The sequence below is a fragment of the Pseudomonas sp. LF020 genome (assembly GCF_053456425.1).
Genome location: NZ_JBRFIX010000003.1, coordinates 512382 through 525833 on the forward strand (window position 1 = coordinate 512382; position 13452 = coordinate 525833).

Consider the following 13452-nt stretch of genomic DNA (forward strand, 5'->3'; position numbering starts at 1 on the left):
GAATAACAATGTTTCGCAATTGATACGAATACCTGTTTACCCTATATTCCGCCGCCTCAAATCCTTGGGGAGGGGAAATAAAAATGTCACGTCAACACGCACAATTGCCGGTCAGTACACCACGCCTGCTCGCTTCGGCCATTGGTGTCGCCATCACCGCCGGTTCCGCCGGCCACATGGTATTCGCCGCCGAGAAGACCGACAGCAAAGCCTCCGGCAATGCTATCGCACTGGACGCTACCGCCATCACTGGCGAAGCGCAGGACTCGACGTCCTACCAGGTCGAAAAAGCCTCCTCGCCCAAGTACACCGCGCCACTGGTCGACACGCCACGCTCGGTCACCGTGATCCCGCAACAAGTGCTGAAGGACACCGGCGCCCTGAACATGCAGGACGCGCTGCGCACCGTGCCCGGCATTACCTTCGGTGCCGGTGAAGGCGGCAACCCGCAGGGCGATCGCCCGTTCATTCGTGGTTTTGACGCCCAGGGCGACACCTACCTCGACGGCGTGCGCGACACCGGTTCGCAAAGCCGCGAAATCTTCGCCGTGGAAAACATTGAAGTCAGCAAAGGCCCGAACTCGGCCATCGGCGGTCGCGGCGCGGCTGGCGGCAGCATCAACCTGGTGAGCAAGAAAGCGCACCTGGGCAACTCGTTCGATGGTGGTTTCACCTGGGGATCCGACCAGACCCAGCGCTACACCCTGGACGGCAACTACCAGTTCAGCGACACCGCTGCCGGCCGTCTGAACCTGATGAGCCACGAAAGCAACGTCGCCGGTCGCGACAGCGTCGATTACGACCGCTGGGGTATCGCCCCGTCGCTGGCGTTTGGCCTGGGCACCGACACCCGCGTCAACCTCGATTACTACCATCTGGAAAGCAACGACACCCCGGACTCGGGCATCCCGTACACCATTCCGGCCGGCGGTTCGGCGGCACGCACCAAATCCAACCCGGACAAACCGTACGCCGGTGGCGATCACAGCAACTTCTACGGGCTGGACGGTCGCGACTTCCGCAAGGGCCGCACCGACACCGCGACCTTCGCCATCGAGCACGACCTGAGCGATTCGCTGACCATCAAGAACACCCTGCGTCACGGCACCAGCATGCAGGACTACATCCTGACCCAGCCGGACGACAGCAAGGGCAACGTCAACAACGGCAGCGTCTGGCGTCGTGCCAACACTCGGGTGAGCAACACCGAGACCACCACCAACCAGACCGACCTGTTCGGCAATTTCTACGTCGCCGGCTTCAAGAACAGCTTCTCCACAGGTGTCGAATACACCCGTGAGGAAAGCCAGAAGTCCTCGTACAACGTCAACACCGACACCACACCGCGGACTCCGGGCAACTCCAGCACCAACTGCACCCCGTCGATGATCGGCGCGTCGAGCGGTTACAACTGCACCTCGCTGTCGAACCCGAATCCGAACGATCCGTGGAACGGCGCGATCTCGCGCAACTACGCCGGCACCGACACCAAAGCCGACACCTACGCGCTGTATGCGTTCGATACGCTGGAACTGTCCGAGCAATGGCTGGTGAACATGGGCCTGCGTTACGACCACTTCGACACCGACTACAAGACCTACACCGCCGCCGGCGCCACCACTGCCAAGGGCAAGGACACCAGCGAATTCGTCACTGGCCAGTTCGGCGTGGTCTACAAACCTGCGCCAAACGGCAGCATCTATGCTTCGTACGCCACCTCCGCCACCCCACCGGGCAGCACCCTGGGTGAAGGCATGGACGGCAACCCGCTGGGTGGCACCCCGGATCGCAATGGCAACCTGCTGAGCAGCGACATGGAGCCGGAAACCACCAAGAACTACGAAATCGGCACCAAGTGGGATCTGTTGAACGATCGCCTGTCGCTGACCGCTGACGTGTTCCGCACCGAGAAAGAAAACGCTCGCGTACAAGTCGACACCACCTCCTACGAGAACGCCGGCAAGACCCGCGTGCAGGGTATCGAGCTGTCGGCCAGCGGCAAGATCACTGACAAGTGGCAAGTGTTCGCCGGCTACGCCTACATGGACAGCGAGCAAGTGGACGGTGGTGACCTGCCGGCCAACAAGGCCAACAACGGCAACGAACTGCCTAACACCCCGAAAAACAGCGCCAGCCTGTGGACCACTTACCAGGTCACGCCGAAGCTGACCATTGGTGGCGGTGCGTTCTACGTGGATGACGTGTACGGCAGCGTGGCCAACACCACCATGGTCGATTCCTACGTACGTTACGACGCGATGGCCGCCTACAAGCTGAGCAAGAACGTCGACCTGCAACTCAACGTGCAGAACCTGACCAACGAAACCTACTACGACAAGGCCTTCTCGACCCACTTCGCCAACCAGGCGGCGGGCCGTACGGCGCTATTGAGCACCAACTTCCACTTCTAAGGAACCTGTAGGAGCTGCGGCACGCTGCGATCTTTTGATCTTGATTGTTAAAAACCAACATCAAAAGATCGCAGCCTTCGGCAGCTCCTACAAAGAACAAAGCCCCGTTCATTCATGTGAACGGGGTTTTGTGCGTAATAAAGAACGCTTCTCGATAACCCACGGCATAATGCGCGCCGTGATGACAAATTTTCGAACGAACAAGGCGAGCGACGTGTTGAAGAAAACCCTGTTCCAGTTGCACTGGCTTTTCGGCATCACTGCCGGGCTGGTGCTGGCCCTGATGGGCATTACCGGTGCCGCCTATTCGTTCCAGGACGAAATCCTGCGGGCGCTGAACCCGTCGGTGTTGCAGGTGGAAAAACAGGTCGCTGGCGTCCTGCCTCCCGTCGAGCTGGTGGAACACATCGAAGCGAACTCCGGCAAGAAAGTCGGGATGCTCTGGGTCGAAACCGACAGCGGCAACGCCGCGCGCGTCTACTTCACCCCGCCCAAAGGCGAGCGTCGTGGCGAGATGCGCTACTTCGATCCGTACACCGGCGAATTCATGGGCGACGCCGTGGGCCAGGACTTCTTCGGCCTGATGCTGCAACTGCACCGCTTCCTCGCCATGGGCGATACCGGGCGCAACATCACCGGCGCCTGCACCCTGATTCTGCTGTTCTTCTGTCTCTCCGGGCTGTACCTGCGCTGGCCGCGCCAGTGGAACAGCTGGCGCGTATGGCTGACCCTGGACTGGAAGAAAAAGGGCCGCAGCTTCAACTGGGATCTGCACTCGGTGGCCGGGACCTGGTGCCTGCTGGTGTACCTGCTGCTGGCGTTGACCGGGTTGTCGTGGTCGTACGAGTGGTACAACAAGGGTCTGACCAGACTGCTTTCCGATGCGCCGCAAAACGAGCGCGTGCGCGGCGGTCGCGGCCCGGCACCGGAAGGTCCGGCACCGACCGCCGACTATGCGGCGATGTGGAGCAGCATCTACAGCGCTGCCGGCCCGGGCCTGTCGGCCTACAACATCCGCATGCCGCCAGTGGCCGGGCAACCGGCGACCGTGTTCTACCTGCTCGACAGCTCGCCGCATGATCGCGCGCTGAACCAGATCACCCTCGACCCGGCCACCGGCGTCGTCAAACGCGTCGACCGCTATGCCGACAAGAGCTTCAAGGCACAGTTGCTGACCAGCATTTACGCGCTGCACGTCGGCAGCTATTTCGGCCTGGTCGGACGGATCATCATCACCCTCGCCGCCGTGTGCATGCCGCTGTTTTTCATCACTGGGTGGCTGTTGTATCTGGATCGTCGACGCAAGAAAAGGCAGATTCAGGACGCACGCAAGGGTCTTGAGCAACCGACCGGTGATGCACCGGCATGGCTGGTGGGTTTCGCCAGCCAGAGCGGGTTTGCCGAACAACTGGCGTGGCAGACGGCGGGCCAGTTGCAAGCCGCCGGGTTGCCGGTGAAGGTGCAGCCGCTGGCGAATGTCAGTGCCGAGGATCTGCGCGCCTCGAACAACGCACTGTTCGTGGTCAGCACCTTCGGCGACGGCGAAGCCCCGGACAGCGCGCGCGGTTTCGACCGCAAGGTGCTGAGCAGCGCTGCGAGCCTCGACGGTCTGAACTATGCGGTACTCGGACTCGGTGACCGCCAGTATCAGCATTTCTGCGGTTTCGCCCGGCGCCTGCATCAATGGTTGGGCGAACACGGTGGCAAGATCCTGTTCGCCCCGGTCGAAGTCGACAGCGGCGACCCCTACGCCCTGCGTCATTGGCAAACCCAGCTCGGACAGTTGACCGGGCAGGCGCCGGTCGATACCTGGCAAGCGCCGAGCTACGACAACTGGACGCTGGTCAGCCGCGAACTGATGAACCCCGACAGCAGCGGCGCGCCGGTGTACCTGCTGGGCCTGAAAGCGCCGAGCACCAGCAGCTGGCTGGCCGGCGACCTGGTGGAAGTGCTGCCGCGCAACTGCCCGTGGGCCATCGAACACTTCCTCGACGGCCTCGGCATTCGTGGCGAAACCACGGTGAAGATCAACGGCCTCGAAGAGCCACTGGAAATCGCCCTCGCCAGCCGCCAGTTGCCCGAGCATCGCGCGCATCTGGTCGGCCTGCATGCGCAAGCGCTGGTGGATGCGATGGTGCCGCTGGCCATGCGCGAATACTCGATCGCCTCGATTGCCGCCGACGGTGTGCTGGAACTGATCGTGCGTCAGGAACAACACGCCGATGGCAGCCTGGGCATCGGCTCCGGCTGGCTGACCGAGCATGCGCCCGTGGGCGGCAGCATCAGTCTGCGCGTGCGGCGCAACAGTGGCTTCCACTTGCCGAACCAACCGGTGCCGATGATTCTGCTGGGCAACGGCACCGGCCTCGCCGGGCTGCGCAGTCTGCTCAAGGCGCGCATCGCCGACGGTCAGCAGCGTCACTGGCTGCTGTTCGGCGAACGCAATCGCGAGCACGATTTCCTCTGCCGGGCGGAGCTGGAAGAGTGGTTGATCAATGGCGACCTGGCGCGACTGGACCTGGCGTTTTCGCGGGATCAGGCGCAGAAAATCTACGTCCAGGATCGCCTGCGCGAATCCGCTGACGAGCTGAAGAAATGGCTGGCTGACGGTGCGGTGATCTACATCTGCGGCAGCCTGCAGGGCATGGCCGCTGGCGTCGATCAGGCACTCAACGACATCCTCGGCGCCGCTGAAGTCGAGCACCTGATCGAACAGGGCCGCTACCGCCGCGACGTGTACTGACTCAGCCAAAGAGCCCCTCACCCTAACCCTCTCCCGCAGGGAGAGGGAACTGATTGGGGGATGCCGGATAAATACGCCGACCTGAAGGTGATGTACCGAATCCGTAATCGACTCGGTCTTTCAGGTCGATGTACAACTCGATACAACTCCGTAGGCTCCCTCTCCCCGAAAAAGAGGAGGGCTGATTGGGGATGCCGAATTACGCCGCTATGAAGGTGATTCACCGAATCCATAATCGACTAGGTCTTTCAGGTCGATGTACAACTCGATACAACTCCGTAGGCTCCCTCTCCCTCCGGGAGAGGGCTGGGGTGAGGGTCCTCGTCTACAGTGAGATTTCCAGCCACTTCACAAGGATCGTGAAGCATGCAAAATCGCCTCACTCTCGCTCAGTTCGCCCGCCAGTTACGCAGCAGCCAAACCGATTGCGAACAATTACTCTGGCAAAAACTTCGTTCACGCCAAGTCGCCAATCTGAAATTCCGCAGGCAGTTTCCATGTCCGCCCTATGTCCTGGATTTTTACTGCGTAGAGCTGAAACTGGCGATTGAGCTGGATGGGGGTCAACACTATGAAATAGCGGGCTTGATCCACGATCAACGTCGGACGCTTTTCCTGGAACGTCAGGGCATTGAAGTTGTGCGATTCAGTAATCTCGAAGTAATGCAGCAGATCGATGATGTACTGGAGCAAATCACAAGAATTGCCGCGAATCGAAAAACACCCTCACCCTCCAAGCGGTCCGACATTTCGGGAGGGCCGGGGTGAGGGTTGTTTTTGAACTTCAAACTGGCTGCAATTTCTGCTCGAAAACCGCCACCCCATTCAAATCCCGCAACACCACACTCATCTCCCCGCTCTGCCCTTCGATGTTCACCTCGCCAAAGAACTGAAACCCGGCAAACGGTGAAGCATTCTGGGTCGGGGGTGCCTTCTGGAACACCACTTCCGGGCCGAAGGTCTTGTCCAGCGGATTAGGACCGAAACTCCCGGCATTCAACGGCCCGGCGACAAACTCCCAGAACGGTTCGAAGTCCTGAAACGCCGCGCGATCCGGGTGGTAGTGATGCGCCGCGCAGTAATGCACGTCCGCCGTGAGAAACACGAAATTGCGCACGTTTTGCGCCCGCAGAAAACCGAGCAGTTCAGCGACTTCCAGCTCGCGTCCCTGCGCCGGGCCGGGATCGCCGTTGGCCACCGCTTCCCAGCGCGCCACGCCCGGGCTGACTTCACCGTCGGGTACGCCGAGGCCGATCGGCATGTCGGCGGCGATCACCTTCCACTGCGCCCTGGAGTGCTTCAAGCCACGCTTGAGCCAGTCCAGTTGTTCGCGCCCCAAAAACGCTTTGGCCGCGCCGAGGTTGTCGTCATTGGCGCCGCGATAGCTGCGCATGTCGAGCACGAACACATCGAGCATCGGCCCGTAGCTGAGCTTGCGATAAATCCGCCCGCCGCCGTCTGCCGCTTGCAGGCGCATCGGCGAATATTCCAGCCAGGCCTTGCGTGCACGGCCGACCAGGGTGTGGATATCTTTTTCCTGATAACGCTCGTCGAGCTGCTTGCCCGGCGACCAGTTGTTGACCACTTCGTGGTCGTCCCACTGCCAGATCTGCGGCACTTCGGCGTTGAAGCGGCGGATGTTTTCGTCCATCAGGTTGTAGCGGTAGTTGCCGCGATAGTCGTCGAGGGTCTGGGCGACTTTGCTCTTGGCTTCGGTGGTGAGGTTGCGCCAGATCCGCCCGCCTTCGGTGGTGAGTTGCGCCGGCACCGGGCCATCGGCGTAGATGGTGTCGCCGCTGTGGATAAAGAAGTCCGGCAGGCGCAGGCGCATGGATTCGTAGATACGCATGCCGCCGATGTCCGGGTTGATGCCGAAGCCCTGGCCGACGGTGTCGCCACTCCAGACGAAACGGATATTGCGCCGCGCCTTCGGAGCGCTGCGCAAATGGCCGAGCCACGGCTCGCTGGGGACGCCGGATTGCGCGTCTTTGAAATACACCCGATAGAAAATCGCCTGATCGGCGGGCAGCCCGGTGAGTTCGACACGGGCAGTAAAGTCGCTGCGCGCATCGGCCAGTGGCGAGACCACACGGCGCGGGTGACGAAACTGACTGCGGGTGTCCCACTCGACCACCATCCGCGCCGGACGGTCGCTGCGGCTCCAGATCATCGCGCGGTCGCCTTGCAGGTCGCCGGACTGCACGCCGTCGGTGAGTTGCGGCCGATCCTTGACCGACGCAATCACCGCCGGCGCCAGCCCCGGCATCAGCAGGCCGGCACCGACCACTTGCATGACCCGTCGGCGACCGATGTTGAAATCGCTCATGCGTGTTCTCCCTGAAAAAAGGAAAACTTAAGCATGCGCACATGACCCGGAAATGACACCAGACACACCACACAACCCATGTGGGAGCGAGCTTGCTCGCGAATGCGTACTATCAGTCGAAATCTTATTCGCTGACACACCGCTTTCGCGAGCAAGCTCGCTCCCACAGGATTTTGTGGAGCCAGTTAAGCCTTCGCCGGTTCCAGCGCCAGCTCTACCGCTTCCGGCCGTTTGACCGCCGCGTAAACCACCGCCGTCAACAAACTTCCCGCGACAATCGCCAGCAGATACAACAGCGCATGATTGATCGCATTCGGAATCGCCAGCACAAACAAACCACCGTGCGGCGCCATCAGTTTGCAGCCGAAGTACATCGACAACGCGCCAGTCAACGCACCACCGGCGATGCTCGCCGGAATCACCCGCAGCGGGTCTTTCGCGGCAAATGGAATCGCCCCTTCGGAGATAAAGCACAGCCCCAGCACCAGCGCCGCTTTACCGGCCTCGCGCTCGGTCTGGGCGAACTTGCGCCGGGCGATGAAGGTGGCGATGCCCAGGCCGATTGGCGGCACCATGCCGGCGGCCATGGTCGCGGCCATCGGTGCATAACTCTGCGAAGCCAACAGCCCCACCGAGAACGCATACGCGGCTTTGTTGATCGGCCCGCCGAGGTCGACGCACATCATGCCGCCGAGCAACACGCCGAGCAGAATCGCGTTGGTGGTACCCATGCTGTCGAGAAAATGCGTCAGCGCCGCGAGCATCCCGGCTACCGGTTTGCCGACCACGTAGATCATCACCAGCCCGGTGAACAGGCTGGCGAACAACGGGATGATCAGGATCGGTTTCAGCGCTTCGAGACTCTGCGGCAAGGCCACATAACGACTGATCAACTTGGCCGCATAACCGGCGATAAATCCGGCGACGATGCCGCCGATAAACCCGGCCCCCAGCGTGCTGGCGAGCAAGCCACCAATCATCCCCGGCGCCAGACCCGGACGGTCGGCGATCGAATAGGCGATGTAACCGGCGAGCAACGGCACCATCAATTTGAACGCGGTCTCACCACCGATCTGCATCAGCGCCGCCGCCAGCGTGCCTTCTTCCTTGAACGCGGTGATGCCGAAGACGAACGACAGCGCGATCATCAAACCACCGGCCACCACCATCGGCAGCATGAACGACACGCCGGTCAGCAGGTGTTTGTAGACCCCGGTTTTCTCTTGCTTGGCCGGTGCCTTGCCGTCGCTCGCAGCGCTTTCCACCTGAGCTTCGGCGAGGGCTTTTTTCAGTGTCGCTTCGGATTGCTTGAGCGCAATGCGGGTGCCGCAGCGGTAGATTTTCTTGCCGGCGAAACGCTCGGTGGCGACTTCGATGTCCGCCGCCAGCAACACCACGTCAGCCTCGGCAATCGCCGTTGCGCTGAGCGGGGTTTTCGCGCCGACCGAACCTTGGGTTTCGACGTGCAGTTCATAGCCCAGACGCTTGGCCGTTTGTTGCAATGCTTCGGCGGCCATGAAGGTGTGGGCAACACCGGTCGGGCACGCAGTGATGGCGACGATGTGTGGCGCACGTGGCGCAGCGGCAACCGGAACGGCTTCGCTGGCGAGGTAAACTTCGGCCTCTTGCGCACCACGGCGCAGCACCGCTTCCACATCTTGCAAGGCTTGCGCCGGGGCGATGCGGAACACGCGCTTGCCGACGAAACGGCGCATGTCGACGTCACCGGTGGCGACCAGCAACACCCACTCCGCCGCCTCAATGGTGGCGGCGGACAATTCACGTTCCGGGTGCGCCGCATCGACCACTTCAACGCTGGTGCTCCAGCCCTGGCGCTGAGCCGCCGCATCGAGCAGGCGGGCGCACAGCACACTGGTGACCATGCCGTTCGGGCAGGCCGTGACAATGGCTAATTTCATGACAAACCCTCTTATTGTTCTGTCAGGGGACGCACGCGTACGCCCTGTTCGAGCTGCGCCAGTTGCGCCGCATCGTTGATGCCGAAACCAATCTGCGTCACCGCCATCGCGGCAATCGCCGTGGCCGTGCGCAGGGTCTGCTCGGGCGTATCGGCACTGAGCAGACCGTGGAGCATGCCGGCCAGCAGCGAATCGCCAGCACCCACCGTACTGGCGACCGTGACCTTCGGCGGCGCGGCATGCAGCGCCGAGCCGACACTGAACCAGTTCACCCCATCGGCGCCGTGAGAGATCACCACGTGCTCGATACCCTTGGCTTGCAGGCACGCCGCCGCCTGCGCTTCGGCCGCGTGCGAAACCACATCGCAATCGAGCGCATCGGCGAGCTCTTCGGTGTTCGGCTTGATCAGCCACGGGCGCGCTTCAATGGCCGCGCGCAAGGCTTCGCCACTGCTGTCGAGGGCGACTTTCAGGCCGAGACCGTTCAGGCGTTCGATCAGCTCGCGCAACCACTGCGCGCTGACACCGCGCGGCAGACTGCCGGCCACCACCACCGCGTCATGCCCCGGAGCGATCTGCAGCAGACGCTCAAGCAACGCCTGCTGCGCCGCCGCGTCAACCACCGGTCCCGGACCGTTGATGTCGGTGATGCGCCCGTCATGCTCGGCGACCTTGATGTTGCTGCGCGTCTCCCCCGGCACGCGGATGAACGCGTCGACAAAACCACGCTTGGTGAACAAAGTCTCGAAGGCTTGCAGATTGTCTTCGCCGAGAAAGCCGCTGACCGTCAGTTGATGCCCGAGATCCGCCAGCACTTGCGCGACGTTCACACCTTTGCCGGCGGCGTGGGTGTGCATCTCGTCGCTGCGGTTGACCTGACCGGCCTCCAGGCGTGGCAGCTCGACCGTGAGGTCCAGCGCCGGGTTGAGGGTCAGGGTGAGAATCTTGGCCATTACAGGGCCTCCACTAATGCACGCACTTCGTTCGCGCTGCCCACGGTGAGGGCTTGTTGAGCAAGGGTTTGCGCCTGGGTCAGGCTGAGTTCGCGGATGCGCGCCTTGACCTCGGCGATGCTGCGCCCGGACACGCTCAGCTCATCGACGCCGAGGCCGACCAGCACCGGCACCGCCAGCGGATCCGCCGCCAGTTCGCCGCACACACCGACCCACTTGCCATGGGCATGCGCGGCACGCACGGTGATGTCGATCAGTTGCAGCACCGCTGGGTGCAGGCCATCGGCCTGGGCCGACAGCGTCGGGTGACCGCGGTCGATGGCCAGGGTGTATTGCGTCAGGTCGTTGGTGCCGACGCTGAAGAAATCGACTTCTTTCGCCAGCACCGGCGCCAGCAAGGCAGCGGACGGTACCTCGATCATGATCCCCAGTTGCAGATCGGCGACCGGGATTTCCAGGCGCAAGCGCTCGGTCATGTCGCGGGCCTGACGCCACTCTTCAACGCTGCCGACCATCGGAAACATGATCCGCAGCGGACGGTTGTCCGCCGAACGCAGCAAGGCGCGCAATTGCGCTTCCATGATCTGCGGACGCTGCAAGGTCAGGCGAATGCCGCGCACGCCGAGGAACGGGTTTTCTTCCTTGGCGATCGGCCAATACGGCAGCGGTTTGTCGCCGCCGACATCAAGGGTGCGCACCACCAACGGTCGCCCGGCGAGGCCATCGAGAACGCGACGGTATTCGGCTTCCTGAGTGGCTTCGTCCGGGGCCTGCGGGTGGGCCATGAAAATCAGTTCGGTGCGCAGCAGGCCGATGCCTTCGGCGCCCTGCTCGACCGCAGCGGTAACTCCGGCGCTTTCACCGATGTTGGCGAACACTTCCACGGCGTGACCGTCCGTGGTGTGTGCCGGTTGATGGCGTTGCTCGGCGGCAGCCTTGAGGCGCTGCTCGCGGGTGTCGCGTTCTTCGGCGGCGCGTTGCAGGGTCGCGGCATCGGCGTCGACGTGCAGGCGACCGCGCTGGCCGTCGAGCAGCAACGGCGTGCCCGGTTCCAGCAGCAACACCGCTGCACCCGCACCGACCAGCGCCGGAATTCCGAGAGCACGGGCGACGATTGCACTGTGCGCCGTGGCGCCGCCGCGAGCGGTGAGAATCCCCGCTACCCGCGCCGGATCCAGCCGCGCCACGTCCGACGGACCGACTTCGTCCATCACCAGAATGTACGGCTGCTCCGGCTCGTTCGGCGTCTGCACACCACAGAGTTGCGCCAGCACCCGACGACCGATGTCCCGCAGATCTGCGGCCCGCTCGGCGAGCAACGCGTCCTGCAGCGATTCCTGTTGCTTGGCCGCAGCTTCGATCACCGCCATCCACGCCGCTTCGGCGCTCTCGCCTTGCTTGAGACGGGTGTCGACTTCGTCGGTGAGTTCCGGGTCGTCGAGCATTTCCTGGTGGGTAATGAAAATCTCGCGAATCGCCTTGGCCTTGCTGCGTTCGATCAGGCCCTGAATGTCACTGCGCACATCGCTCAGCGCTTGTTTGAGACGATCGCGCTCGATGGCGGCGGACTCACCGCGCAACGGGTAATCAATGGCCTGCTGCACCTGAATGTGCGCCGGGCCGATTGCAATACCCGGCGCGGCAGGAATCGCCTGCAACTGCGCGCCGGACGCCGGGGCGATCAGCACCTCGGCGATATCGGTGATGACTTCGCGCTGCTGGCTCACGGCCGGCAGCGGTTCGACTTCTTCGCCAAGGCCTTCTTCGATAGCGGCCAGCAATGCGGGCAAGGCGTCGGCGGCGATGCTCGGTTCAGCGATCAACTCGAGCACCTGACCACGACGGGCGCCGAGGCTCAGCAGTTTGCTCAGGCTTTTTACCGACACGGCGCTGTCCGTGCTATCGACAATGCGCACGCGGATTTCGCCGTCAAAACTCTTCGCCAGTTGCGCAAGGATCTTCGCCGGGCGTGCATGCAGACCGTGGGCATTGGCCAAGGCAATACGCGCGCTCGGCCAGTCGGCGGGCAGTTCGCCACCGAGCACTTCGAGGACTTTGCGGCTGCTGGTGGCGCGGCCCAATTCATGGCCGCGGCCTTCGATGAGTAACGCACACAGACGTTCGAGCAACGCCTGATGCGCCTCGCCGAGACTGGCCAGACAGAACAGACCGCTGAGCGGCTGGCCGAGGTATCGCATCGGTTTGTCCGGGGTGACGAAGGCCAGGCCCGGACGCTTCACGGTTTGCTCGCTGTGCAGCCACCACAGGCCATCGCCCAGCGGCAGCGCTTCGACTTGTTGCAACACACCGGCAAAACCGTTGCTCACGCAATCGGCCTGACGCAACAGACGCGCGCCACGCCAGACCAGTTCTTCGAAATCGTCAGCCGACACGCCGAGGCCGATCATCTGCGCATCCAGCGCCAGTTCCTGTGGCGCGCCTTGCAGCAGTTTCAGCAGCGCTTCCGGCGAGCTGGCGCGGCGCAGGGCCTGACCCAGATCGGTCTCGCCGAGGGCGCGGGTCAGCAGTTGCAGCAGACGCAGGTGTTCGTCGGATTTGGCGGCGATGCCGATCGCCAGATAAACGATCTGGCCGTCGCCCCAATCCACGCCCTCAGGAAACTGCATCAGCCGCACGCCAGTGGCGAACACCTGATCACGGGTTTCCGGGGTGCCGTGAGGGATGGCGATACCCTGGCCGAGAAAGGTCGAGCCCTGGGCTTCCCGGGCCTGCAAACCGGCGAGGTAGCCATCGGCAACCAGACCGTCGGCCACCAGATGATTGGCGAGCAATTGCAGGGCGGCGGGTTTATCCACAGCCGATTGGCCCATGGATATCTGCTCTATAGTGAGCTCGAGCATGCGATCTCCTTTTTGGCACATGGATGCGCCAGGATATTGTTTTGAATGGTCACAGCTTAGGCGCTGGTCAGCCTGCTTTTCAGCGGCAGTTTTGGCGGTTTCACGGCAGAACCGGCCAAAGGCGTCTAAAACGTAGAAAATACGCTTGCTGAAACGTTTAATCTAGATGGATCGGCACGTTACTCGATAATGTCTCATCCTTGAAGTCCAACTTGTCGGATGCGCTGCGACAATAGTCG

General features: G+C 62.5%; 7 protein-coding genes. 3 read left to right on the top strand and 4 right to left on the bottom strand.

What is annotated here, in order from left to right:
• Positions 1-83: 83 nt before the first annotated feature.
• From ACU680_RS10090 to ACU680_RS10100, 3 genes are all read left to right on the top strand, one after another.
• Positions 84-2411 carry a TonB-dependent receptor gene (locus ACU680_RS10090; protein WP_448179353.1) on the top strand — a complete coding sequence of 776 codons (2328 nt, stop codon included), beginning with the start codon at positions 84-86 and terminating at the stop codon, positions 2409-2411.
• 214 nt (positions 2412-2625) lie between these two features.
• Entirely contained in the window at positions 2626-5154 is a 2529-nt protein-coding gene (locus ACU680_RS10095) for a PepSY domain-containing protein (protein WP_448179354.1), read from the top strand.
• Between the two features lie 366 nt (positions 5155-5520).
• Entirely contained in the window at positions 5521-5922 is a 402-nt protein-coding gene (locus tag ACU680_RS10100) for an endonuclease domain-containing protein (RefSeq protein WP_367083075.1), read from the top strand.
• A 16-nt stretch (positions 5923-5938) separates the two neighbouring features.
• On the opposite strand, the gene ACU680_RS10105 is transcribed toward ACU680_RS10100, so the two are convergent.
• The 4 genes from ACU680_RS10105 to ptsP all read right to left on the bottom strand — a co-directional run bounded on the left by ACU680_RS10105 (position 5939) and on the right by ptsP (position 13213).
• Positions 5939-7480, bottom strand: coding sequence for an alkaline phosphatase D family protein (locus tag ACU680_RS10105; protein WP_448179355.1), 1542 nt, complete (start codon positions 7478-7480; stop codon positions 5939-5941).
• A gap of 185 nt (positions 7481-7665) precedes the next feature.
• Positions 7666-9399, bottom strand: a complete 1734-nt coding sequence (locus tag ACU680_RS10110) for a PTS fructose-like transporter subunit IIB (RefSeq protein WP_448179356.1) — start codon at positions 9397-9399, stop codon at positions 7666-7668.
• Positions 9400-9410: 11 nt separating this feature from the next.
• Positions 9411-10352 (bottom strand): 1-phosphofructokinase, encoded by a 942-nt coding sequence (gene pfkB, locus ACU680_RS10115; protein ID WP_448179357.1) that lies wholly within the window; start codon positions 10350-10352, stop codon positions 9411-9413.
• Positions 10352-13213: a phosphoenolpyruvate--protein phosphotransferase gene (gene ptsP / locus ACU680_RS10120; protein ID WP_448179358.1), complete on the bottom strand. Its 2862-nt coding sequence runs from the start codon at positions 13211-13213 to the stop codon at positions 10352-10354. Before ptsP ends, pfkB begins: the two co-directional genes overlap by 1 nt.
• Between the last annotated feature and the right edge of the window lie 239 nt (positions 13214-13452).